The organism is Micromonospora sp. NPDC050795 (genome assembly GCF_044456785.1).
Taxonomy (GTDB): Bacteria; Actinomycetota; Actinomycetes; order Mycobacteriales; family Micromonosporaceae; genus Micromonospora.
Genome location: NZ_JBITGE010000046.1, coordinates 20764 through 42944 on the forward strand (window position 1 = coordinate 20764; position 22181 = coordinate 42944).

The window sequence follows — 22181 nt, forward strand, 5'->3', positions numbered from 1 at the left end:
GTTTCGCAAATCAACCGAATTCCCAGGCAATACCCAGCCAGAGCGGATTGTGAGCACAATTCTCGTTAACCACCTCCAACGGCACTGATCAGTGCGAGGGTGGAAATCACGGGACTTCTCGGTCGATGTCCTGGAGCCACCCCATTCGCTCTCCTATCGGGAGGACTTCTGTGCGCGTAAACACCTTGAAGCGGGTCGCCGTCGCATTCGCCCTGGCACTGCCAGGGGCCGCAATCGCCACGGTGGTCGCCGCACCGGCGGCGCACGCGGACGGCTGTTACACCTGGAACCGCACCCTGAGCCAGGGGCGGTCCGGCGATGACGTCCGCCAGTTGCAGATCCGGGTCGCCGGGTGGGCCGGCTACCGGGACATCGTGGAGAACGACGGCCGCTACGGGCCGAAGACCGCCGCCGCGGTCAAGCGGTTCCAGGAGGCGTACGGGCTGCGCGCCGACGGCATCGCCGGCCCGCAGACCTTCGCCAAGCTCTACCAACTCCAGGACAACGACTGCACGCCCGCGCACTTCACCTACGGCGAGTTGGACAACGGGTGCGGCGGGAGCGGGTGGAGCGGCGGCCCGCTGTCGGCGAACCAGACCAAGCAGAACGCGCTGCGCACCATGTGGAAGCTGGAGGCGCTGCGCAAGAGCCTCGGCGACAAGCCGCTCCACGTGTCGAGTGGCTTCCGCAGTCGCGCCTGCAACAACCAGGTCGGCGGCGCGTCCGACAGCCAACACCTGTACGGCAACGCGGCCGACGTGACCTCACGGACGTCCTCGCTGTGCCAGGTCGCCCGCGGTGCCCGCAACAACGGCTTCAGTGGGATCTACGGGCCCGGCTACCCCGACCACGACGATCACGTGCACGTCGACTCACGCCGGGAGAACAACAGCGACGACAGCTCGAACACGACGAGTTGGTCCGCCCCGGACTGCGGGGTCGGCAACTGAGTCGACCGCTCAGAGCGACGTCGGTCCGACGCGGAGGGGGGAATCTCCGCGCCGGACCGACGTCGTGTCGCCCCGGGTCGTGTGGGCGGAGGGGGACAGCGCGTTCAGCTCGCCCGGGGCCAGCGCGGCGCGGTGACGGGGGGAGTCACCGGCCGGCCGGTAGCGGTGGGCCGTACCCCCTGGGGGACGGCCCGCGCGGCCTGTTGCCGCGACGGCCCGGTCGCCGTGAACGGAAACGGCACGTGCACGAACGGATTGCCATGCCGGATCAACGCTTCGATCTGCCGCTCGTTGAGCCCGTGTGTCTCCAACACCCGACGCCCCCAGCGGTGCAGCCGGCACGGGTAGGAAGCGCCGTCGTTGCGGCACAGCGGCCCGGTGGGCCACTCCTCGGCGGTGTGCACGACCACCGCCCGGACCGCGAGCCGGACATCCTCCGGGGTCAGTGGTGCCGGCATCGGCACCTCACCCAGTATCTGATCGATGGGATCCGTCGACTGCTCACCAACTCGCACGGCAGGCCTCCCGCAGTTCGGCAGCGGTACGGCGGACCTACCGCACCGACATCCTCGGCCATAGGTACGGCGGACACCGGACGAAAGTTCAATTCCGGTACACGGTAAGCAGATCCTCCGCCGACAGGCCGGCGCGGACCGGCCGTCAGACGAGGCCGGCGTCGTGTACGAGCAGGGCCACCTGGACCCGGTTGTTCAGCTCCAGTCGGGTCAGCAGCCGGGAGACGTAGGCCTTCACCGTCGCCACGCTCATGAACAGCTCCCCCGCGATCTCCGCGTTGGTGTGGCCCCGCCCGAGCGCGACCGCCACCTGCCGCTCCCGCTCGCTGAGGCCGGCGAGGAGCCGCAGCGCCCGTTCGCGGCGCGGGTCCGGGCCGACCGGGCCGGGTGCGGCGGCGGTCACGTGGGCGATCAACGTCCGGGTCACCGTCGGTGAGAGCGTCGCCTCGCCCGCCGCGACCCGGCGTACGGCGCGCACGATCTCCGCCGGCGGGGTGTCCTTGAGCAGGAAACCGGCCGCCCCGGCGAGGAGCGCCCGCAGCACCTGTTCGTCGGCGTCGAAGGTGGTCAGCACCAGCACCTCCGGCGGGTGCGGTTGGGCACGCAGCGCCTCGGTGGCGGTCAGCCCGTCGACCCGCGGCATCCGGATGTCCATCAGCACCACGTCCGGGGCGTACGCGGCGACGGCCGCCGGCACCTCGCCACCGTCGGCCGCCTCGCCGACCACGGCCAGGTCCGGCAGACCGCCGAGGATCATCGAGAGCCCGGCCCGGACCAACGCGTCGTCGTCCACGATCAGCACGCGTACCGGCGGCGCAGCCGCTCCGGCCGGCCCGGTCGCGTCCGGCGGTCCGGCGGGGCTCGTCACGCCGACCACGGCAGCCAGGCGGCCAGCCGGAAGTCACCGCTGTCGTCCCGACCGTAGGCGAGCCGCCCACCGGCCAGGGTGACCCGTTCGCTGATGCCGACCAGGCCGGTGCCGGCACCCGGCAGGGTGCCGCCGGCCGGTGAACCGACCGGCCACCGGTTGCCGATCGCCACTGTCAGTCCTGCGCCCGGCCCGCCAGCCACGTCGACGGTGACGGCCGCGCCGGCCGCGTGCTTGCGGGCGTTGGTCAGCCCCTCCTGCACGATCCGGTACGCGGCCCGACCCAGCGCCGCCGGCACCTCCCCCGGGCTGGCGACGCTGTCGCTGACGTTGACCCGCACCCCGGCCGACCGCGACTCGGCGATCAGCGCCGGCAGATCGGCGAGGGTGGGCTGCGGCGGCTCGGGGGCGTCGCCGGCACCGTCGTCCTCGGCGCGCAGCACCCCGATCACCTCGCGCAGGTCCTGGAGGGCGGCGTGTGCGCTGCCCCGGATCACCCCGGCGGCCCGCGCCACCTCCTCGGGCGGCGCGTCCGGGCGGAACTCCAGCGCACCCGCGTGCAGGCTGAGCAGCGAGATCCGGTGGGCCAGCACGTCGTGCATCTCCCGGGCGATCCGGGTGCGTTCGAGGTGGCGGGCCTGGGTGACCCGCAGTTGCTGCTCCGCCTCGGCCCGCTCGGCCCGCTCCCGCAACGACACGATCAACTGCCGCCGGGCCCGGACGAACATCCCCCAGGCCAGCACCGCGAAGCTGAGCACCACTCCCCAGGACGCGGTGAGCCAGTACGACATGTTCGGGTCCGGGCGCAGCCAACTGAAGACCATGTTGGTGACGAGGCCGGCACCGGTGACCGCGATCGCAATGGCGGTCCGCCGGTGCACCACCACAGTGAAGTAGAAGATCAACAGCGGGACCGCTGACGCCATCGAGAACAGGGTTAGCGGCGTCGTGGCCACCATCAGCCCGAGCGGCCATCGGCGGCGGCACCAGAGGAGCCCGCAGCAGACCAGCCCGATCAGCGCATCCGCGCCGGTCATCCAGTCGTGCGGCAGCGGGGTCGTGATCGCCGGGTCGGGCGACAGCGCGTCGGCGGTGGCGAACAACACCCAGACCACGGAGATCAGGAACGCGAGGCTGTCCACGATCCAGTCCCGGGTGGTTCGGCGCGGACGCGTCCGCCCACGCTCAGCCGGCACCACCAGCTCCCCTGGCAGCAGCCAGGGGTGCTCCGGGACGGCGATGCTGGTCACGACGCCATGCTAGGCAGCCGACGGGCGACACGACCAGCTACCAAAGTCGAGATCCGATGATCGACCAAGGTCGAGACGACACCGACCGGTGGCCGCAGCGGATGGCCGGGCGGCGCGGGCAGGCTCAACCGCATGATCACCGTGGAGAACCTGACCAAGCGGTACGGGCCGCACCCGGCCGTGGACGACGTGTCGTTCCAGTGCGAGCCTGGCACCGTCACCGGCTTCCTCGGACCCAACGGGGCCGGCAAGTCGACCACCATGCGCATGATCTGCGGGCTGACCACGCCGACCGCCGGCCGCGCCACCGTCTCCGGACACCCGTACCGGGAACTGCCCAACCCGGGGCGGGAGGTCGGGGTCCTGCTGGACGCCTCCGCCCAGCACGCCGGGCGCACCGGCCGCGAGGCGTTGACGCTGTCCGCGTACACGATGGGTCTGGACCGGCGCGAGGTCGCCGCGAAGCTCGACCTGGTCGGGTTGAACGCGGTGGCCGCGAAGCGTCGGGTACGGGCGTGCTCGTTGGGCATGCGCCAACGGCTGGGGCTGGCCCACGCGCTGCTCGGCGACCCCCGGGTGTTGATCCTCGACGAGCCGGCCAACGGCCTGGACCCGGAGGGGATCTTCTGGATGCGCGGGCTGCTGCGTGACTTCGCCGACCGGGGCGGCACCGTGCTGCTCTCCTCCCACCTGCTGCGCGAGGTGGAGGCGGTCGCGGACCGGCTGGTGGTGATCGGGGGCGGCCGGATCGTGGCCCAGGGCGACAAGAACGAGCTGCTGGCCGGGGGAGGCACCGTGGTTCGCGCCCGCGACGACGCGGCGCTGCGTCGGGCGCTGGAGGCGGCCAACCTGAGCGCCGCCGACAGCTCGGAAGGCCTGCTCGTGCAGGCCGACGCCGAGGCGGTCGGCCAGGCCGCGGCCGATGCCGGCGTCGCGCTGGCCGAGCTGCGACCCGCCAGCGGCGGCGGCCTCGAACAGCTCTTCCTCACCCTGACCGCCGGCGAATCGACCAAGGAGGCCGTTCGATGACCACCACCACCGCGCCCGCCGCCGGCGCCGTCGCGCCCCGGCAGCACTCCCCGGTACGCCGACCGTCGCTGCTCCGTCTCAGCGCCGTCGAGGTGCGCAAGCTCGTCGACACCCGGGCCGGCCGCTGGCTGCTGATCACCATCGGCCTGGTTACCGCCGCGATCGTCACCCTGCAACTGATCTACGCGAAGGACGCCGACCAGACCTTCCTCAACTTCTTCGTCCCCTCGCTGCTGCCGGTGTCGGTGCTGCTGCCGGTGCTGGGCATCCTGTCGATCACCAGTGAGTGGTCGCAGCGCACCGCCCTCACCACGTACGCCCTGGTGCCCCGCCGGGAGCGGGTGGTCGCCGCGAAGCTGATCGCCGTGTCGCTGACCGCGCTTGCCTCGGTGCTGGCCAGTCTCGCCGTCGCCGCCGTCGGCACGCTGGTGGCATCCGCCACCGGCGGGGCGGGCACCTGGCAGTTCGACTGGTCGCTGTTCCTCAACGCGGGGATCCTCCAGGTCACCAGCGTGTTGATGGGCGCCGCCTTCGGTCTGCTGCTGCTCAACCCGCCGCTGGCGATCGTCGGCTACCTCCTGCTGCCCACCCTGTGGGGGGTGCTCGGCGAGATGGTCAAGCCGCTGCGCGGTCCGTCCGAATGGCTGGACACCAGCAAGACCATGGAACCGTTGTTCAGCAGCGACGCCGTCACCGGCGGGCAGTGGGGGCGGGTAGCGGTCTCCCTGCTGGTCTGGATGGTCCTCCCGCTGGCCGCCGGCCTGTTCCGGACCCTGCGCCGCGAGGTGTCCTGACCATGGAGATGGCCAGCTACCGTCCGCGCACCGTGGTCAGCGGCGGCCCGCTGGAACTGGCGGTCCTGTGGGGTGGCTTTCCGCTGCTCGGCGCGGGCGCCGGGTGGCTCCTCGCGGCGGCGACGGGCTGGCTCGCCCGGCTGCCGTGGGTGCCGTTCGGCGACCTCATCGAGTGGTTGGACCGGCTGCCCGAGCCGCAGGCCACCGCCGGCACCATCGGGGTGGGTGTCCTGGCCGGCCTGGTCATCGCCGGGATCGGCACCGCAGAACGGTTGATCGTCACCGTCGACGGGGCGCAGGTCCAGCTGCGCCGCTCCGATGAGAACCGGACCATCGCCCGGGGCGACACCCGGGTGGTCTTCCTCGCCGACAAGCACCTGGTGATGCTGGACGCCGACGGCGCGGAACTCGTCCGGGAGTCGACGGACCTGCCGGCGGCCCAACTGGCGGCGGCGTTCCGAGAGCACGGCTGGGGCTGGGCGGACGACGACCCGCACCGGTCGGCGTACCGGCTGTGGGTTCCGGACCTGCCCGGGTTACCGGCCGGCGCGGACGCGCTGCTGCGGGCCCGGGGTCGGGCCGTTGAGCGGGACCGCCGCGACGACGCCCGGGAGTTGCGCCGCGAGCTGGGGCAGATCGGGGTGGTGCTGCGCGACGAGGGCAAGCGGCAGTACTGGCGGTTGACCACCAGGGCACTCGCTCCCGGGCCGGAGCGGCCGACTTCGGCCGAGCGGGAGCCGGACGGGCGGTAGCGTCTGTCCCAGCAGACCCTGGGAGCCGCGCGATGACCGAACAGCAGCCGTACCGGGTGGTGTCCCGACACCCCGGTTTCGAGCTGCGTCGGTACCCCGCCCACCTGGTGGCCGAGATGCAGATCCAGGCGTCGTTCACCCGGGCGCCGATCGAGGCGTTCCGACCGCTGGCCGCGTACATCGGTGGCGCCAATCGGGCCCGGCACCCGATCGGCTCCGCCGCGCCGGCGTTCGCGGCGGCCAGCGGCTCGGAGAAGATCGCCATGACCGTGCCGGTCGTGCAGATCGAGGGTGAGTGGCCGGGCGCGTACCTGATCCAGTTCGTCATGCCGGCCAGCTTCACCGCCGCCACAGTGCCCGAGCCGGTGGACGCCCGGGTGCGGATCCGCGAGGTTCCGGCGCGGCTGGCGGCGGCGATGCGGTTCTCCGGGCGGTGGACGGAGCAGGCGTTCAGCCAGCGGGCCACCATGCTCGGCCGGTCGGTGACCGCGGCCGGGCTGCAACCGACAGGTGCCATCCGGTACGCGCGCTTCGACCCGCCGTGGAAGCCGTGGTTCCTGCGCCGCAACGAGGTGGTGCTGCCGGTCGTCGAGTGAGTCAGCGGAGCTGCCGACGGTCCTCGACGCTCGGCCGCGCCAGCAGCACCGCCATTCCCAACCCGGCGAGCAGCCCGACCAGGGAGACCAGTAGATCGGAGTCGGCGGCGTTGATCGGGCTGTTGCCGGCCAGCGCGGTGAACGCCGCGCCGATCGGCATCAGGATCATCATGGGGATGGCCGTGGCCACCAGGAACACCACCGGACCCACGAGCGCGATGAGCGCGGCCAGGGCATGGTGCCGCCAGATCGGCCGACCGCCCGGCCAGTCCCAGGCCAGCAGTGTGACTCCGGTGAGCAGCACCGCCCCCAGAGCGGCCTCCGGCAGGAGGCGTGTGCCGGTCGCTGTGGCACGGACCCACCCGACGCCGAGCAGGGCCACCACTGTGAGGCCGGCCGCCAGCCCGACGCGAACCCGGGTCCGCGCCGGAGCCGCAGCCAACGCGGCACCGACGGCCAGGGCCACCAGCAGCGCCGCCGTGGCCAGCGCACCCTGGTGCAGTTCCGGCTCCCGGTCGGTCGGTGACTCGATTCCGGCCGCCACCAGCGTCAGGACCCCGGCCACGCAGGCCGCGCCGGTCAGCACCCGCCGGTCGGTGGCCGGAGTCGCGCCGCGCTCCCGTGCCGACTGCGTATCGGGCTCCCACAATGGCGGCACGGCGCGCTCCCACCAGAGCAGCAGCGCCGCGACCACGCCGAGCACGGCGTAGCCGGCGACGGCGAGGCGCACGGTCGCGTCGACGCCGATCAGGTCGGCCCGGTCGACAGCCACGTCGGCCGCGATCCAGCAGCCGCCCAGCACCACGGCCGGGCCGCTCCACCGCATCTGCCCCCGCCCGGCCAGCACCAACCCGAGCGGCACCGCCATGATCGCCATGAAGCGCAGGTCGCGCGCCCAGTAGGCGTTGTTGCCCGGCAGGTGCTCCGACCACGGGCCGAGCGGCTCGGTCAGCGGCTGCCACGTGGTCATGCCGTACGCCCAGAGCGCGACGGCGGCGGCGGAGAGGAGCAGCCCGACCGGGCGCGCGAATCGCATCCATCGACGGTAGCTGGCCCATCGTCCGCGCGGGGGGCGCTGTCATCCGACGAGTACGTCTACGGGGCGCTGCGCGCCGGGGCCAGCGGGTTCCTGCTCAAGGACACCCCACCGGCGGACCTGCTGACCGGGATCCGGGTGGTCGCCGCCGGGGAGGGACTGCTCGCGCCGACGGTGACCCGCCGGCTGATCGACGAGTTCGCCCGGCAGCCGGAGCCCACCCGGCCGCTGCCCCGCCAGCTCGACGGGGTGACCGATCGGGAACGGGAGGTCCTCGCGCTGATCGCCCGGGGCCTGTCCAACGCGGAGTTGGCCGCGCACCTCAACCTCAGCCAGGCCACCGTCAAGACGCACGTCGGGCGGCTGCTGACCAAACTGGCGGTACGCGACCGGGCGCAACTGGTCATCGTCGCGTACGAGACGGGCCTGGTGGGGCCGGGCGGCCTACGCTGAGCCGGTCGTCCACACCCGAGGAGGAGCCATGACCCGTTACGTCGCACTGCTGCGCGGGGTGAACGTCGGCAGCACCCGGCTGGCGATGGCCGACCTGCGCCGGATCGTCACCGACCTCGGGCACGAGGACGTCGAGACGTACCTGCAGAGCGGCAATGTCGCCTTCGGCAGCTCGGTGCGCGACGCGGAGAAGCTGGCCGCCGGCATCGCGCGGGCGCTGACCGACGAGCTGGCGTTGACGGTGCCGGTGCTGGTGCGCAGCGCCCGGGAGTTGGCGGCGATCGCCGGCGGCAACCCGTACGCCGACCGGGAGGACGACCCGACACGGCTGCTGGTGGCCTTCCTCGCCACCGCACCGGAGAAGTCCACAGCGGATGCCCTGGCCGTGCCTGGTGGCGAGAACGTGTCGTTCACGGTGACCGGCCGTGAGGTGTTCCTGCACTACGTCGACGGCGGTTACGGGCGCTCGAAGTTCACGAACGCGTACCTGGAGAAGAAGCTCGGCGTGGTGTCCACCTCCCGCAACTGGAAGTCGGTGCGGGCCCTGGCGGAGATGGCCGCCTCCTGACCGGGTGGGGCCGCGGCTCGGCGACCCCCACCGACGCTGCTCAGAAGTGGTACGCGGTCTCGTACTCGGGCACCAGCACCCGGCTGCGCGGCGAGATCCGACGCACCGCCGCGATCATCTCGTTGAGCCGGGTGCGGTCGGTCGGGGCGACCGGCGGCGGGTTCTGCAACGCCGTCTCGAAGTTGTCGTAGTGCACCGGCACCACGACCTTCGGGTAGTCCAGCCCGGCCAGCAGCCGCGGCAGGTAGTCGCCGGTGGTGGTGGCGTTCTGCATGGCGACCATCGCCACGTCGGGCGCGAGGCCGGTGAGGTTCCGCTCGGCGACGTCACTGGCCCCGGTGAAGTAGACCGACGGTCCGCCGTCGACCCGCAGCAGGTAGCCCAGCGTGTCGCCCTCCGGCAGGTCGGCGATGGTGGCCGGCTGCGGCGGCGGGCTCACCCGAACCCCGGGAAAGGCCACCGAGTACGACGGGTTGCGGCTGTGCAGCGAGCCGACCACCTCGACGCTGTGGTCGCCGAAGTCCAGCACCTCCCCACCCTTCACGGCGCTGAGCTGCGTCGACGGCACGTCGTAGGCCAACCCCAGGTGGTACGCGGTCAGCGTGCCGAACACCCGCGCCCCGGTGCGCTTGGCGATGTACGGCACGTCCATGAAGTGGTCCCAGTGGGTGTGCGTGACGAGCACCGTCGTGGCCCGGTCGACCCGCGGGTCGATCACGTCGGTGCGCACCGTCAACGCGGTGTCGGTCTTGAACGCCCCGGTGAACAGCCCGGTGTCGATCCGGCTGAGGAACGGGTCGACGAGGACGGTGCGGTCGCCGATGTCGACGCGCCAGCCGGCAGTACCCCACCAGCGAAAGCTGACCGCGCCCTTGCGGCGAGCGGTCGGCCCGGGGGCTGCGGCGGTCGAGGGCGCGGCCCGGGCCGGGGTGGCGACGCCGGCGGCGAGGCCACCGGCGGAGACCAGGGCGGTGGTGGCGGCGGCGTCGCGCAGGAAGCGTCGGCGGTCGAGACTGGGCATGCGGATGTACTCCCCGTGGTCGGGTGATGTGTCGACCACGAGCCAACCAGCGGCACCCGGCCGTGGTCCAAGATCAAGGGCCGTCGACTTCGATACGCCCCCGGATATCGGTGCTGCTCAGCAGGGGTACGGCGGCGCTCGGCGGGTCGCGAAATCAGTCGCCGCGCAGCGCCTCGACGGCAGTGCGGGCGGCCTCCCCCATCGCCAGGTCCACGTCGATGCGGCGCGGGGTCAACTGTTCGGCGCGGGCGAAGACGGCGATGGCGTACCGGCCACCGTCGGGGTATTCGGCGACCCCGGCCTCCAGGTGGAACCCGGGCAGGGTGCCGGTCTTTCCGGAGACCCGGACGCCGGGCGGGAAACCGGCGGCCAGCCGGGTCCAGAAGATCTGCCGGGCCATCCAGGTGCGGACCATCGCGCAGGCCGCCGCCGGCCCGGCCTCGTCCCGCCAGATCAGCGTGAGCAGCCGGGTGATCTCCCGGGCGGTGCTGGACGTGGTGTGCGCGGGGTCGAAGACCCGCATCGCCCGCACCCGGTCCGCCGGCAGCGTGGGGAAGATCCGGGCGAACTCCGCCTCGGTCCGGGCGCCCACGTCGGCGAGCATCATCTCGACGAGTTCCCGAGGGCCACCGAGGACGCGGGTACGGGTCAGCCCCAGCTCGACGGCGAGCATCGGCAGCAGGTCCGGGCCGACCCGGCGCAGCAGCAGGTCGGCGGCCGTGTTGTCGGTGACCGACATGGCGAAGTACGCGAGGTCGCGCAGCGACACCTCGGCGTCGTCGTCGCAGCCGGCCAGACCCCACCCACCGAGCCGGTCGGCGGCGGTGACCAGCACCCGCTCGGTCGGGTCCAGCTGACCGGCCTCGACCTGCCGGGCGAACTCCAGCACCAGCAGGATCTTGAAGATCGAGGCGATCACCACCTGCTCGTCGGCCCGCACCCCGACCTCCCGAAGACCGCCGCCCTCGACGGCGTCCAGGTCGACGGCGTCCAGGTCCACGACGTGCAGGCTGGCCGTCACCCCGACTGCGGCGAAGATGGCCCCGATGCGTTCCTCCACGTCCACGCCAGCACGGTAACCAGTGCCGCCCCGGTGGCGCTGGCGTAGGGTCCCGGCCGTGGATCTGCTCCGGCATTTGCGGCACTTCGTGGTGGTCGCACACGAACTGCACTTCGGCCGGGCCGCCGAACAGCTCGGGATGGCCCAGCCGCCGCTGAGCCAGTCGATCCAGCGGCTGGAACGGGAGCTGACCGTCGAGCTGTTCGACAGGTCCCGCCGCCAGGTGCGCCTCACCACCGCCGGTGAGCTGCTGCTCGGCGAGGCGGAGGAACTGCTCGCCGGCGAGGGTCGACTCCGCAGCCTGATGGGGCAGATCCGCGCCGGTGAACTGGGCGTACTCCGGGCCGGGGTGCCGCCGGAGACGCCCGCCGTGACGTTGCGCTCGCTGCTGGACGGGCTCGCCACCCGGGCGCCCGGCCTGGACGTGGAACTGCACGAGCTGACCACCGCCGAGCAGGTGCGGATGCTCACCGAGCGGACCCTGGACGTGGGGCTCGTCCACCACCCGGTGGCGGCGGACGGGCTGCGCTTCGGCGCCCCTGTCGACGTACCCCTGGGGGTGCTGCTCCCGCGCACCTCGCCGCTGGCCCGCGGCCGCGAGGTGACGCTCGCGTCGCTGGCCGGTCTTGATCTGGTGGCCGCTCCCCGCGCCACCGCCCCCGGCTGGCACGACCACCTGCTGTCCGTGTGCCGGCAGCACGGTTGGCGCCCGGACCGGGTGCGCCCGGCCCGCAACCCGGAGTTCCTCTGCGGGCTGGTGCTGGCCGGCGGCGGGGTGGCAGTGGAACCGGCGGCTGTGGCCCGCCGGGAACCCCGGATGGCCTGGCGGCCGATCACCGACGCGCCGCTGGCCAAGCGCACCTCGGCGGCCTGGCCGGACCGGTCGGCGCACCCGGCGGCGGCGATGTTCGGCCAACTCGCCGCGGAGGTGCTGGCCGACGCCGAGCCCACGGTGCCCGCGCCGCCCGTGACGTCGGTGCCGGCGGCACGACCGTGGCCGGTGCTGTTCGACACGACCGGGTGATCCGGTCCGCCGTTGCGTTCGTCACCTCCGGTTGGACGGTGGATCGTCCACCCGCCCGGGTATGGATGACAGGTAACGAAGACGCGAAGGAGCCGCAGTGGCAATCACGATTCCCGACATCAGCCTGAACGACGGCACCACCATTCCGCAGCTCGGCTTCGGGGTGTTCCAGATCGAGCCGAAGGACACCGCCTCGGCGGTGACCACCGCCCTCGAGGTGGGCTACCGGCACATCGACACCGCTGAGATGTACGGCAACGAGGCCGAGGTCGGCGAGGCGGTACGGATGTCCGGCCTCGACCGGGGCTCGGTCTACGTGACCAGCAAGCTCAACAACGCCTTCCACCGCCCCGACGACGCCCGCAAGGCGTTCGACTCGACCCTCGCGGCGCTGAAGATGGACTACATCGACCTGTTCCTGATCCACTGGCCGTTGCCGACCCTGTACGACGGCGACTACGTGTCGACCTGGAAGGTGCTGGAGGAGTTCCAGCGCGACGGTCGGGCCCGCTCGATCGGCGTGTCGAACTTCCAGGTGTCGCACCTGGAGCGGCTGGCCGCCGAGGCGAGCGTCGTGCCGGCGGTCAACCAGATCGAGGCGCACCCGTACTTCACCAACGACGAGGTCCGTGCCTACGGTCGCGCGCACAACATCCTCACCGAGGCGTGGTCGCCCATCGCCCAGGGCAAGGTGCTCGACGACCCGACGGTGGTCGACATCGCCGGGCAGCTCGACCGGTCCCCGGCGCAGGTGGTGCTCCGCTGGCACGTGCAGCGCGGCGACATCATCTTCCCGAAGTCGACCACCCCGAAGCGGATCGAGGAGAACACCCGGATCTTCGACTTCGAGCTGGACGACGCGGCGATGGAGCGGATCACCGCGCTGGACAAGGGCGAGGCCGGCCGGCAGGGCCCGAACCCGGACACCTTCGCCTACCTGCCCAACTGACCCGAACCGCCGGCCGCCCCGCCGACCTCAGCTCACTGTCGGTGGGGCGGTCAGGTCGAGCTGCCAGTCGTTGACCCGCATCATCCGCCCCGGCGGGTATTCGAAACCGGTCTCGCCGAGCAGCGTGAAGCCGGCCTTGCGGCACACCGCGTTCGAGGCGGGATTGTCGACCGAGGGGTAGGCGTGGGCGTAGTGCCGGTCCCGTCGGGCGCGGGCCACGTCCAGCACCGCGCGCACCGCCGCCGTGGCCAGCCCCTGCCCCCGGTACGCGGGCAGCACCGCCCAGCCCAGCTCGTACACCGGCTGGTCGCGCCACTCGCGGGCCCAGTAGCCGACGCTGCCCGCCCGCACCCCGTCGGCCAGCACCAGCGTGAACATGCAGCCCTGCTCGGCGCCCGAGAAGTGCACGTACCTGTCGTGCCGGGCGAGCACCTGCTCGTCGGTCTCCGGGCCGCCGGTGTGCTTGCGGGTCTCCGGTGAGTTGAGCTGCCGCAGCAGGTCGAGGTCGTCCTCGTGCCACGGCTCGATGCGTACCTGTGCCATTGCGCTCCCCCGATCGTCGACCCCCAGTCAAGCCGATCCCACCGACATTTCGCCCCCGAACCACGGCCCGCTAGATCGGATCTAGCGGGCGTCTGTCGTCACCTCGCGCCTTCACTGTGGAAGGGGGGTGGGCCATGGCACCGTTGCGGATCGCCGTGATCGTCGGCAGCACCCGGGAGGGGCGGGTCGGCGACCGGCTGGCGCACTGGTTCGTCGAGCAGGCCGCGCGGCACGACGACCTGACGGTGACGGTCGTTGACCTGACCGAGTACGACTTCCCGGCCACCTACCCCGCCGAGCCGACCGCGTCCATCCGGGCGTTCGTCAGCGAGGTGGGCCGGGCGGACGCGTTCGTCGTGGTCACCCCCGAGTACAACCACAGCTTCCCGGCACCCTTGAAACAAGCCATCGACTACGCGTACGACGAGTGGCAGGCCAAAGCGGTCGGCTTCGTGTCGTACGGCTGTCGGTCCACCGGCCTGCACGCGGTCGACCAGTTACGTACCGTCTTCACCGCACTGCACGCGATGACGGTGCGCGACGTCGTCGGAATCGACCTGCTCGCCGGCGAGCCGACCGCCCGGTGCACCGACGAGCTGCGACGCGACGTCGGCGTCCTGCTCGACCAGCTGCGCTGGTGGGGTCTGGCCCTGCGCGAGGGCCGGGCAGCTCGACCCTACGTCTCCTGAACACGTCCGACACGAAAGGTAAGGATCATGAGTAGACGCACCACCGGTCCGGCCATCGAGGCAGAGGGGCTCACCCGTTCGTTCGGGGACACCCGGGCGCTGGCCGGCATCGACCTCCAGGTGCCCGCCGGCACCGTCTACGGTCTGCTCGGCCCGAACGGCGCGGGCAAGACCACGGCGGTCCGGGTGCTCGCCACCCTGCTGCGACCCGACGGCGGCTCGGCCCGGGTCTTCGGGCACGACGTGGTCACCGAGGCCGACAAGGTCCGTTCCCGGGTCAGCCTCACCGGCCAGTACGCCTCCGTCGACGAGGACCTGACGGGTACGGAGAACCTGGTGCTCCTGGCTCGCCTGCTCGGCCTGCGCAAGCCGGCCGCTCGGGACCGCGCCGCGGCCCTGCTGGCCGCGTTCGGGCTGACCGAGGCGAGCGACCGCCAGGTGAAGAAGTACTCGGGCGGGATGCGGCGACGCATCGACATCGCCGCCAGCATCCTGAACACCCCGGATCTGCTCTTCCTCGACGAGCCGACGACCGGCCTCGACCCGCGCAGCCGCAACCAGGTGTGGGAGATCATCAGAGCGGTGGTGTCGCACGGCACGACGGTGCTGCTGACCACCCAGTACCTCGACGAGGCCGACCAGCTCGCCGGGCGGATCGCTGTCGTCGACAACGGCCGGGTGATCGCGGAGGGCACCCCGGGTGAGCTGAAGTCGTCGATCGGCTCGGGCACCGTCCACCTGCGACTGCGCGACCCCGCTCAGCGCCCCGAGGCGGAGCGGGTGCTCCGGGAGGCGCTCGACGTGCCGGTGCAACTCGCCGCCGACCCGGTGGCGTTGACCGCCCGCGTCGGCGAGGCCGGCACCGACCTCGACGCCAGCTCCCAGGCCGCTCGGGTGCTCGGCGACCTGGCCCGCGCCGGCATCGTGGTCGACAACTTCTCCCTCGGCCAGCCGAGCCTGGACGAGGTCTTCCTGGCCCTGACCGACCACCCCGCCGTGCCGACCGACGAGCGCGACGACGAGCTGGAGGCAGCCCGATGAGCGACACCACGACCACCACCACCGAACGGGCGCCGACCGTCTACGTCCCGTCCGCCGAGGCGCTGGCCACTGTGCTCGCGCCCGGTTCCCGACCGCCCCGGCCGAGCGCGCTGAGCGCGTCGCTCACCTTCGGCTGGCGGGCCATGCTGAAGATCAAGCACGTGCCGGAGCAACTCTTCGACGTGACCGCGTTCCCGATCATCATGGTGCTGATGTTCACGTACCTGTTCGGTGGCGCCCTCGCCGGCAGCCCGCGTGACTACCTGCAGTTCTTCCTGCCCGGCATCATGGTGACCAGCGTCGTCATGATCACCATGTACACCGGTGTCGGCCTCAACACCGACATCGAGAAGGGCATCTTCGACAGGTTCCGCACGCTGCCCATCTGGCGTCCGGCCGCCCTGGTCGGCATGATCTTCGGCGACGTGCTGCGCTACATCCTCGCCGCCGTGGTGATCCTGAGTCTCGGGCTGGTGCTCGGGTTCCGCCCCGAGGGCGGAGTGGTCGGGGCTGTCACCGGGATCGGGCTGCTGGTGGTCTTCTCGTTCGCGTTCTCCTGGGTGTGGACGTTCTTCGGGCTGATCCTGCGCAGCGAGAAGTCGGTGATGGGGGTCAGCATGATGGTGCTGTTCCCGCTGACGTTCCTGAGCAACGTCTTCGTCGAGCCGAGCACCATGCCCGGCTGGCTCCAGGCGTTCGTGAAGGTCAACCCGGTGACGCAGCTGGTGGCCGCGATCCGGGGAGCGATGAGCGGCGACTCGGACCCGTCGGCGACGATGTGGCTGCTGCTGTGGAGCGCCGGCTTCGTCCTGGTCTTCGGCACCCTAACCATGTACAAGTACAACCGCCGCTAACCCCACCCCACCCCCACCCCACCCCCCACCCCCGCCCGCGCCCCCGCCCCCGCCCCCGCCCCCGCGATCTTGCACTTTCTGTCCCGACAAGGGTGACGAATCCACCTGAACCGGCGACCGAAAGTGCAAGATCGCGGAGGGTTGGGGTGAGGTCAGAGCTGCCAGGGCAGCGGGTTGGGGGGTTGGTAGCGGCAGGTCGTTCCGGTGGAGACCGATTCGCGCAGGTGGCTCGCCAGTGTCGGGTGCCGGTCGTCGAGCTTGCGGAGCGCGTCGCGGATTCGCGCCGTCACCGTCTTGCGGGCCCGCTCGGCCTCGTCGCCCAGGCGACGGCTCCGGCCGGCGAGGCCCGCCGCGGCACGCAGCTCGTCGAGCAACGCACCCCGCTCGGCGTCCAGCTTGGACACCTTCCGGTCGTCGTCGCGGGCGGCGGCCCGGTCGATCTCCTCGTCGAGGCGGGCCAGGTGCCGCCGGTAGCGGGCCTTCGCCTCGTCGTCGAGGACCGGATCGGCGCCCATTCGCCGGGCGGCCACCAGCTCCGGCCCGGCCGCCGGGTCGAGCAGTTCGACGGCCGGCACGTCGCTGCCCGGCCGGCTGAGCAGCAGGTGCAGATCATGCAGGCCCTTGGCATCGGGCAGGTGCGCCACGACACTGTCGTACGCCAGTTGCCAGACCCGCCCGTCGCGCCGAAACTCGTACCCCTTGAACGCAGCCGCGACCGGCGCGGCACGACCTGGCGCGACAACCTGGCCCGACCCGACGGCCTGGCCCCAACCAGCAACCTGACCCAGCGAGACGGCCTGGTCCGGGTGGTGGATGTCGTGGGCTGTCGGGGCGGCGAGCCGGTGGAGCACCTGCGTCATGCCGAGGGCGGTCGCCTCCTGGACGGCGGCGGCACGCAACGCTGTCGACGTCGTCGAGTCGCCGGAGTGGCCTCGGCCGGCGAGGGCGTTCGCGAGGCCGGTGCGGGCGAGCAGCGACCAGGTTCGGGAGCCCATCCGGTCGGCGGAGTCCCGGGCGGCGGTGAATCCGGCGATGGCGTCGTCCCAGCGTTCCTGGGCGGCGTCGATCAGCGCCACCCAGTGGTCAACGGGGCCGCTGATGTCGCAGCCGAAGAGCCCCACCATCCACTCCCCACGGTGTGGGGTGAGCGCGGCCCGCGCGGCATCGCAGCGCTTCGGGTCGGCGGACGCGGCGGCGGCCTGAGCGCGGAGTCGGAGCCAGAGCGGTGACACCGGGCGCGGGTACCGGGTTGCGGTGGCCTCGATGCCGACGGTCAACCGGAGCGCCGTCTCGCCGTCGCCACGCTCCGCAGCGGTGATCGCTCGCAGCAGCTCCCGGTACGGGTAGTCGGTCGGGGCGAGCCCCTCCACGAGCGCGGCGGCCTCGGTGACCCGGCCCTGGAGCAGTAGCCGGGACCAGCGCAGGTGATGGCCCATGAAGCCGAACTCGGCGTAGCTCGGGTCGGTCTGGTCGGTGAGGAAGGCGAACCGCTCGTCGGCCGTGGCGAAGTCGCCTCGGAACGCCGCGATGATCCCGCCGTCGACTGCCGCCGCCACTCGGTGCCGGGCGAAGTCGCCCTCCCGTTCGGCGTCGACGAAGGTGACGAGCTCCTCGACGAAGCGCGGGTCGCCCAGTTCCAGCAGCGCCACCCAGCGCAGCGAGGTGGCCCACAGCTCGGTTTCCCGGTCGCCGGTCCGCCGAGCCACGGCCCGGATCTCGGCGGTGAGCGCGGCTCGGGTCGCGGCGGTGCCGAGCCCCCAGGTCGTGTCGTGGCGGGCCCAGAGGCTGAAGGTGAGCGCCTCGTCGTCCTGCCCTCGACGGGCGATCGTCTCGCTGGCGGTGATCAGGTCGGCGACCAGGGCGCCGACCGGCGCGGTGGCGTCCGGTTCGCCGATCAAGCGGCGGTACGCCTCGCGCACCAGCTCCGCCGCTTCGGTCGACTGGGCGGTGTCCACCTGGCGGGCGCGGTTGACGATGAGCGCGACCCGGGCCAGCAGCACCGGGTCGTCGAGTGACCGGGCCAGCTTGGCGGCCTCGGCCAGCAGCCTCGTGACCTCTTCCCGGTCGGCGTGGTGGTAGTGCGACTCGGCGAACTCGACGAGGATCCGCACCCGTTGTACCGGGTCTTCGACCACCTCGAGGGCTCGGCGGAAGTGCAGTGCCGCCTCGTCGCCCGCCAGCCGGGCGAACGCGGCCCGGCCGGCGGCGAGCAGCAGCGTGGCCACCCGGGCCCGGTCGAGCGCGGGGCCGGCGAGGTAGGCGTGGCGGGCGAGGTCGGCGGGGATCAGCCGGTCGGTCAGCTCCCGCAGGTCGTCGACCGCCCGGACGACCGCACCGTGCCGGGCCCTCCGGTCGTCGTCGGTCAGCCCGTCGTAGAGGGTTTCGCGGACCAGGTCGTGGGCGAAGGCGAAGCGGCCACCGCCCCGGGCGACCACCAGTCGGGCGGTCACCGCCCGATCGAGCAGCCGGTCGACCTGCGCCGCGGGTGCGGCCGCGCAGGCCGCGAGGACCTGACGGTGGAACTCGCGACCCAGTACGGCGGCGACGGTCAGCGCCTCCACCACGGTGGCGGGCAGTTGGGCGAGGCGGCGGCGCACCGCCTCCCGTACGCCGGGTGCGATGGTGCCGACCGCGTCGTCGGCGTGCCACAGCCGCGCTGTCTGTTCGACGAAAAACGGGTTGCCTCCGGTACGCCGGTGCACCTCGTCGACAAGGCTGGCCTCGGGCTCCCGGCCGGCGGTCCGGGTCATCAGTGCGGCCACCTCGTCGCGGGTGAAACCGGTGAGGGTGATCGTGGTGGCCTTCGCGACCAGCGGCATCAGCAGCGGGCGCAGGGGGTGCTCGCCCGACTCGACCTCGGCGTCGCGGTAGGTGCCGATCAGCAGGAGTCGCTCGAACCAGGTGTGCTGGGCGGCGAAGCTCAGCAACCGCAGTGAGGCCGGGTCGGCCCAGTGCAGGTCGTCGAGGACGACCACCACCGGCCGGTGCTGGGAGACGGCGACCAGGGCGGCGGTCACCGCGTCGTACAGCGCGAACGCCTCCTGGTCGGCGACGTCCGGGCCGGGGTCGACGCCTGCCCAACCGACGAGGCGACCGGCCTGCTCGCCGTCGGCGTCGGACTGGCCGAGCAGGGCTGCGAGGGCCGGCTCGGCGGACTGCCGCGCCACCGCCCAGTCGTCGGCGGAGCGCCGCAGGGCACGCAGCACCTGCACCCACGGCCAGTAGCCGGGGGCGCTGTCGGAGTCCCAGCAGGCGGCGCCGAGCACCAGCGCGCCCCGCTGGCGGGCCTCGCGGGCTGCCGACGTGACGAGGGTCGTCTTGCCGATGCCCGGCTCGCCGGTGACCAGGGCGAGACCGCCGTGGCTGGTGGTGGCGCGATCCACCTCGGCGCGCAGCAGACCTGCGGGGTGATCCCGCCCGATGATGGCGTCGCCGAAGGCGTCCATGGTTCCCAGACGGTACTGGACCTGTCCGACAGCGCGAGCGGGTTAACCGACGGACCGCCTCGCGGAGCCTCGCCCCCATCGCTCCTTATACTTCCCTACTGGGGTAGAATAGGGAGCGATGACGGAAGAAATGTACTCAGTCGAGCAGGTGGCCGACCGGCTCAACCTGCATGTGCGCACCGTGCGCGGCTACATCCGCTCGGGCCGGCTGCGCGCGGTGCGGATCGGCAAGCAGTACCGGATCACCGCCGGCGACCTCGACGCGCTCACCGGCCAGGCACCGACCGTGTCCAGCGTCGCCAGGCAGGCGGAGGTGTCGAGCATCGTCCAGGTCGACGGTGTCGACAGGGCCGCCGCCGACCGGCTCGGCACGCTCGTGCTCACCAGCGCCAACACCGGCCACGACCAGGCCAACCCGCTGCGGGTGCAGACCGTGTACGACGAGCAACGCCATCGCCTGAAGATCATCATCCTGGGGGACCCGGCCGCTACCGCCGAGTTGCTGCACCTGCTCGACGCCGTACTCAACGCCGACAACGGCCTGCTCGACCGGGAGGTCCACGATGCCTGACGAGATCCAGGAACGCGCCGGAGTGCCCGTGCTGGTCTGCGACCCCGACGGCCCGCCGGTGGCCACCGAGCAGGACGCGCTGGACCTGATCGGCGCGGCGTTCCTCGGCGCCCAGGTGGTCGCCGTGCCGGCCAACCGGCTCGACGCACGCTTCTTCTCGCTGGGCACCCGTTTCGCCGGCGACGTGATGCAGAAGTTCGTCAACTACCGGGTGCGGCTGGCCGTCGTCGGTGACATCTCGGCGCAGCTCGCGGAGAGTTCAGCGTTGCGCGCGCTGGTGCACGAGTCGAACCAGGGCGGGCAGATCTGGTTCGTCCCCGACCTCGACGCCCTCGACACCCGCCTCCGCGCCACCCGATAGCCACCTCAGCGGTCGGGCACGACTGCCATCTCCACCGCGTCCGGCTCCACTCCCCTGACCCGAGCCTGCTCGGCCGCCCACCGGAGGTAGGCCAGCCACTCCTCGGATGACCAGCCGTTGCGGCGGCCGACACCCGCCTCGGCCGGGAGCAGGCCGGCCACCAGGCGGTCGAGGATCAGAGGCTGCACACCGCCCGCCCCGCGCCGGTAGCCGGCGAAGTAGAGAACCTTCGTGAACAGGCCCGGCCCCAACCACGGCAGACGAGCGTGGTCGGGGTCGCGGAAGCGGCGGTACGCCGTCCGCAACGCCTCCTCGTCGGGCGCGGGCGTGGACATCTCTTCCAGCGCGTACGCCAGGCGTCTGCCCTCGGGGTCGGCGTCGAGCGACCTGGCGGCGCGCCACGGGCCGTACCCGATGGGGCCGTAGGCCCAGGCCAGCACTGCCGTCAGCAGTTGACGTGGGCTCGCGGACCCCGCGCGGTACGCGTCGGCCACCGCGAAGACGTCGCGCCGCCACAGCTCCCCGTCCGCTGACAGGGGGTCGGGCCACGCCTCCGGTGGTAGCCCCGCCCGCCAGCGGTCGACGTTGACGGTGGCCGGGGCCCGCTCGCCCGGTAGCACCAGACCTTCGGTTGTCTGCACTGTCGCCTCCCACAGATCACGCGCTCGCGGAACTCCGTGGTTCGGACGCTATGGTCGGTCGCTCTTACCTACCGCCCGCTGACGGCAAATCGCGGTATCGATTGCAGGGGCGTCTGCCTTCCGGCCGGCCAGCATCCGGCCGGGTCGTGAACGTCGCACGGTTGACCTACGGTGCTCCCGTGCTTCCCCGAAACGTGAAGATCCTCGATCAGGTCCGCGCCGAGGCGCTACGCCGCGACATCCCCGCCGCCGACGTGGAGCGCTGGCTGGGGCTCGCCCGCCCGTCTGCCCTCCTGACACAGGGAGGTGACGGGCTGGTCGTGGGCGCCATCCGTGGACCCGTGATGCTTCCGGCCGACGCCGAGGACCCCGAATTCCCCTTGATCGCCACCATCGACTGCGCTGCCCTTCCGGCAGACGTGACCGATCTTCCACTACCGTCCGACGGCCAACTGCTGCTGTTCGGCTGGCCCGAGGAGAGCGGCTGGGGCGAGGTGAGGTACGTGCCGGCAGGCGTGGCTGTCGAGGAGCGGGAGCAGTATCCGCCGGACTTCCCTCCGGACGACGAGGAGTTCGCCGAGGTCTACGCGGAGATCCCGCAGGGCGATCTGCATCTCACCGCAGACATCTCTCTGCCCTACGTCAAGACGATACCTGGGCCCCCGTGGTCTCCGCCGCTGCCGGGAGATCCTCCGTTCGAAGAGATGACCGAGGTGTGGAAGGATGTCCTGGGCAAGGTGCCGGACGGCGCCTTCTCCTTCGGAGGCTGGACGACGCCGCTGCTGTTGGGCGGCTACGGCACCGACTGCAACGGTTTCAACCCCGCGTGGTTGGGCGCCAACCCCTCGGGCCGGTCCGGGCACGACGGGTCGGTGCGCGGTGGTGGGGGGCCACCCGACCACGGTGACTGGGTTCTGCTGGCCGAGTTTCACGGCGGCAGACAAGGCGGCGCGAGCATCCACTGGGTGATCCAGCGTGCCGACCTGAAGGATCGACGCTTCGACCAGGCCAGGGTCCTCGTCTACTGGAATCCGTGACTCCGCTCGCGGAGAGTTCCGCGTTTCGGGCGTCAGGACTAGGTTCTGTCTCGTAGATCTTGGTGGTCGGGGACGGCGCGTAGCCAGTCAAGGGTTTCGACCAGGTCGAGGGTGGCCTGGAAATGGGTGGCGA

The 22181-nt window shown here is 72.1% G+C and carries 23 protein-coding genes and 1 pseudogene; 15 read left to right on the top strand and 9 right to left on the bottom strand.

The window, feature by feature from the left end; genetic code table 11:
* The first annotated feature begins 170 nt into the window (after window positions 1–170).
* Window positions 171–950: a D-Ala-D-Ala carboxypeptidase family metallohydrolase gene (locus ACIBEF_RS29040; RefSeq protein WP_396796471.1), complete on the top strand. Its 780-nt coding sequence runs from the start codon at window positions 171–173 to the stop codon at window positions 948–950.
* Window positions 951–1054: 104 nt separating this feature from the next.
* Here the strand turns inward: ACIBEF_RS29040 and ACIBEF_RS29045 are convergent, their stop codons facing one another.
* The 3 genes from ACIBEF_RS29045 to ACIBEF_RS29055 all read right to left on the bottom strand — a co-directional run bounded on the left by ACIBEF_RS29045 (window position 1055) and on the right by ACIBEF_RS29055 (window position 3583).
* Window positions 1055–1408, bottom strand: coding sequence for a hypothetical protein (locus ACIBEF_RS29045; protein ID WP_355005471.1), 354 nt, complete (start codon window positions 1406–1408; stop codon window positions 1055–1057).
* Window positions 1409–1610: 202 nt separating this feature from the next.
* Window positions 1611–2351, bottom strand: a complete 741-nt coding sequence (locus tag ACIBEF_RS29050; protein ID WP_396796494.1) for a response regulator — start codon at window positions 2349–2351, stop codon at window positions 1611–1613.
* Complete coding sequence (locus ACIBEF_RS29055; protein ID WP_396796472.1) at window positions 2330–3583, bottom strand: sensor histidine kinase; 1254 nt, start codon at window positions 3581–3583, stop codon at window positions 2330–2332. The genes ACIBEF_RS29050 and ACIBEF_RS29055 overlap by 22 nt, the downstream gene beginning before the upstream one ends.
* 132 nt (window positions 3584–3715) lie before the next feature.
* Between ACIBEF_RS29055 and ACIBEF_RS29060 the strand changes: the two genes are divergently transcribed.
* From ACIBEF_RS29060 to ACIBEF_RS29075, 4 genes are read left to right on the top strand one after another with little or no spacing between them, the layout of a single operon-like run.
* On the top strand, window positions 3716–4612 hold the full coding sequence (locus ACIBEF_RS29060) for an ABC transporter ATP-binding protein (RefSeq protein ID WP_396796474.1): 897 nt from the start codon (window positions 3716–3718) through the stop codon (window positions 4610–4612).
* On the top strand, window positions 4609–5406 hold the full coding sequence (locus ACIBEF_RS29065; RefSeq protein ID WP_396796475.1) for an ABC transporter permease: 798 nt from the start codon (window positions 4609–4611) through the stop codon (window positions 5404–5406). The genes ACIBEF_RS29060 and ACIBEF_RS29065 overlap by 4 nt, the downstream gene beginning before the upstream one ends.
* Window positions 5407–5408: 2 nt before the next feature.
* Window positions 5409–6158 carry a hypothetical protein gene (locus tag ACIBEF_RS29070; protein WP_396796476.1) on the top strand — a complete coding sequence of 250 codons (750 nt, stop codon included), beginning with the start codon at window positions 5409–5411 and terminating at the stop codon, window positions 6156–6158.
* A 32-nt stretch (window positions 6159–6190) separates the two neighbouring features.
* Window positions 6191–6754 carry an SOUL family heme-binding protein gene (locus ACIBEF_RS29075; protein WP_396796477.1) on the top strand — a complete coding sequence of 188 codons (564 nt, stop codon included), beginning with the start codon at window positions 6191–6193 and terminating at the stop codon, window positions 6752–6754.
* A 1-nt stretch (window position 6755) separates the two neighbouring features.
* On the opposite strand, the gene ACIBEF_RS29080 is transcribed toward ACIBEF_RS29075, so the two are convergent.
* On the bottom strand, window positions 6756–7790 hold the full coding sequence (locus ACIBEF_RS29080) for a hypothetical protein (RefSeq protein WP_396796495.1): 1035 nt from the start codon (window positions 7788–7790) through the stop codon (window positions 6756–6758).
* Window positions 7791–7838: 48 nt separating this feature from the next.
* Between ACIBEF_RS29080 and ACIBEF_RS29085 the strand changes: the two are divergent.
* Together ACIBEF_RS29085 and ACIBEF_RS29090 are read left to right on the top strand one after the other, a co-directional pair.
* Window positions 7839–8243, top strand: a pseudogene (locus tag ACIBEF_RS29085) (LuxR C-terminal-related transcriptional regulator); the annotation flags it as partial.
* 28 nt (window positions 8244–8271) lie between these two features.
* Window positions 8272–8811, top strand: a complete 540-nt coding sequence (locus ACIBEF_RS29090) for a DUF1697 domain-containing protein (RefSeq protein ID WP_396796478.1) — start codon at window positions 8272–8274, stop codon at window positions 8809–8811.
* A gap of 40 nt (window positions 8812–8851) precedes the next feature.
* On the opposite strand, the gene ACIBEF_RS29095 is transcribed toward ACIBEF_RS29090, so the two are convergent.
* A complete protein-coding gene (locus ACIBEF_RS29095; protein ID WP_396796479.1) occupies window positions 8852–9832 on the bottom strand; it encodes an MBL fold metallo-hydrolase in 981 nt (326 codons plus the stop codon).
* A gap of 154 nt (window positions 9833–9986) precedes the next feature.
* A complete protein-coding gene (locus tag ACIBEF_RS29100) occupies window positions 9987–10898 on the bottom strand; it encodes a serine hydrolase (protein WP_396796481.1) in 912 nt (303 codons plus the stop codon).
* Window positions 10899–10950: 52 nt separating this feature from the next.
* Between ACIBEF_RS29100 and ACIBEF_RS29105 the strand changes: the two genes are divergently transcribed.
* Both ACIBEF_RS29105 and ACIBEF_RS29110 read left to right on the top strand, forming a co-directional pair.
* A complete protein-coding gene (locus ACIBEF_RS29105; RefSeq protein ID WP_396796483.1) occupies window positions 10951–11916 on the top strand; it encodes a LysR family transcriptional regulator in 966 nt (321 codons plus the stop codon).
* A gap of 97 nt (window positions 11917–12013) precedes the next feature.
* Complete coding sequence (locus ACIBEF_RS29110; RefSeq protein ID WP_396796484.1) at window positions 12014–12865, top strand: aldo/keto reductase; 852 nt, start codon at window positions 12014–12016, stop codon at window positions 12863–12865.
* 27 nt (window positions 12866–12892) lie between these two features.
* Here the strand turns inward: ACIBEF_RS29110 and ACIBEF_RS29115 are convergent, their stop codons facing one another.
* Window positions 12893–13408 (bottom strand): GNAT family N-acetyltransferase, encoded by a 516-nt coding sequence (locus ACIBEF_RS29115; protein ID WP_396796485.1) that lies wholly within the window; start codon window positions 13406–13408, stop codon window positions 12893–12895.
* A 134-nt stretch (window positions 13409–13542) separates the two neighbouring features.
* Here ACIBEF_RS29115 and ACIBEF_RS29120 point away from each other — a divergent pair, with 134 nt between their 5' ends.
* Genes ACIBEF_RS29120 through ACIBEF_RS29130 form a run of 3 tightly spaced genes read left to right on the top strand, consistent with a single transcriptional unit; the run spans window position 13543 to window position 15992 of the window.
* Window positions 13543–14097, top strand: a complete 555-nt coding sequence (locus ACIBEF_RS29120) for an NADPH-dependent FMN reductase (protein WP_396796486.1) — start codon at window positions 13543–13545, stop codon at window positions 14095–14097.
* 27 nt (window positions 14098–14124) lie between these two features.
* Entirely contained in the window at window positions 14125–15138 is a 1014-nt protein-coding gene (locus tag ACIBEF_RS29125) for an ATP-binding cassette domain-containing protein (protein ID WP_396796488.1), read from the top strand.
* Window positions 15135–15992 carry an ABC transporter permease gene (locus tag ACIBEF_RS29130; RefSeq protein WP_357233369.1) on the top strand — a complete coding sequence of 286 codons (858 nt, stop codon included), beginning with the start codon at window positions 15135–15137 and terminating at the stop codon, window positions 15990–15992. The genes ACIBEF_RS29125 and ACIBEF_RS29130 overlap by 4 nt, the downstream gene beginning before the upstream one ends.
* A gap of 152 nt (window positions 15993–16144) precedes the next feature.
* Here the strand turns inward: ACIBEF_RS29130 and ACIBEF_RS29135 are convergent, their stop codons facing one another.
* A complete protein-coding gene (locus ACIBEF_RS29135; protein WP_396796490.1) occupies window positions 16145–19438 on the bottom strand; it encodes an ATP-binding protein in 3294 nt (1097 codons plus the stop codon).
* Between the two features lie 118 nt (window positions 19439–19556).
* Here ACIBEF_RS29135 and ACIBEF_RS29140 point away from each other — a divergent pair, with 118 nt between their 5' ends.
* Both ACIBEF_RS29140 and ACIBEF_RS29145 read left to right on the top strand, forming a co-directional pair.
* Window positions 19557–20009: a helix-turn-helix domain-containing protein gene (locus ACIBEF_RS29140; protein WP_396796491.1), complete on the top strand. Its 453-nt coding sequence runs from the start codon at window positions 19557–19559 to the stop codon at window positions 20007–20009.
* Complete coding sequence (locus ACIBEF_RS29145) at window positions 20002–20370, top strand: DUF4180 domain-containing protein (RefSeq protein WP_393223399.1); 369 nt, start codon at window positions 20002–20004, stop codon at window positions 20368–20370. Before ACIBEF_RS29140 ends, ACIBEF_RS29145 begins: the two co-directional genes overlap by 8 nt.
* A gap of 5 nt (window positions 20371–20375) precedes the next feature.
* On the opposite strand, the gene ACIBEF_RS29150 is transcribed toward ACIBEF_RS29145, so the two are convergent.
* Window positions 20376–21011 carry a hypothetical protein gene (locus ACIBEF_RS29150; RefSeq protein ID WP_396796492.1) on the bottom strand — a complete coding sequence of 212 codons (636 nt, stop codon included), beginning with the start codon at window positions 21009–21011 and terminating at the stop codon, window positions 20376–20378.
* A gap of 179 nt (window positions 21012–21190) precedes the next feature.
* Here ACIBEF_RS29150 and ACIBEF_RS29155 point away from each other — a divergent pair, with 179 nt between their 5' ends.
* Window positions 21191–22048 (top strand): hypothetical protein, encoded by an 858-nt coding sequence (locus ACIBEF_RS29155; protein ID WP_396796493.1) that lies wholly within the window; start codon window positions 21191–21193, stop codon window positions 22046–22048.
* Window positions 22049–22181: the final 133 nt, after the last annotated feature.

Excerpts from the sequence above, each read along its gene's own strand:
- ACIBEF_RS29045 (WP_355005471.1), bottom strand. The coding sequence starts at position 1,408 with ATGCCGGCACCACTGACCCCGGAGGATGTCCGGCTCGCGGTCCGGGCG.
- ACIBEF_RS29060 (WP_396796474.1), top strand. The coding sequence starts at position 3,716 with ATGATCACCGTGGAGAACCTGACCAAGCGGTACGGGCCGCACCCGGCC.
- ACIBEF_RS29065 (WP_396796475.1), top strand. The coding sequence starts at position 4,609 with ATGACCACCACCACCGCGCCCGCCGCCGGCGCCGTCGCGCCCCGGCAG.
- ACIBEF_RS29070 (WP_396796476.1), top strand. The coding sequence starts at position 5,409 with ATGGAGATGGCCAGCTACCGTCCGCGCACCGTGGTCAGCGGCGGCCCG.
- ACIBEF_RS29075 (WP_396796477.1), top strand. The coding sequence starts at position 6,191 with ATGACCGAACAGCAGCCGTACCGGGTGGTGTCCCGACACCCCGGTTTC.
- ACIBEF_RS29080 (WP_396796495.1), bottom strand. The coding sequence starts at position 7,790 with ATGCGATTCGCGCGCCCGGTCGGGCTGCTCCTCTCCGCCGCCGCCGTC.
- ACIBEF_RS29090 (WP_396796478.1), top strand. The coding sequence starts at position 8,272 with ATGACCCGTTACGTCGCACTGCTGCGCGGGGTGAACGTCGGCAGCACC.
- ACIBEF_RS29095 (WP_396796479.1), bottom strand. The coding sequence starts at position 9,832 with ATGCCCAGTCTCGACCGCCGACGCTTCCTGCGCGACGCCGCCGCCACC.
- ACIBEF_RS29115 (WP_396796485.1), bottom strand. The coding sequence starts at position 13,408 with ATGGCACAGGTACGCATCGAGCCGTGGCACGAGGACGACCTCGACCTG.
- ACIBEF_RS29120 (WP_396796486.1), top strand. The coding sequence starts at position 13,543 with ATGGCACCGTTGCGGATCGCCGTGATCGTCGGCAGCACCCGGGAGGGG.
- ACIBEF_RS29125 (WP_396796488.1), top strand. The coding sequence starts at position 14,125 with ATGAGTAGACGCACCACCGGTCCGGCCATCGAGGCAGAGGGGCTCACC.
- ACIBEF_RS29130 (WP_357233369.1), top strand. The coding sequence starts at position 15,135 with ATGAGCGACACCACGACCACCACCACCGAACGGGCGCCGACCGTCTAC.
- ACIBEF_RS29135 (WP_396796490.1), bottom strand. The coding sequence starts at position 19,438 with ATGGACGCCTTCGGCGACGCCATCATCGGGCGGGATCACCCCGCAGGT.
- ACIBEF_RS29140 (WP_396796491.1), top strand. The coding sequence starts at position 19,557 with ATGACGGAAGAAATGTACTCAGTCGAGCAGGTGGCCGACCGGCTCAAC.
- ACIBEF_RS29145 (WP_393223399.1), top strand. The coding sequence starts at position 20,002 with ATGCCTGACGAGATCCAGGAACGCGCCGGAGTGCCCGTGCTGGTCTGC.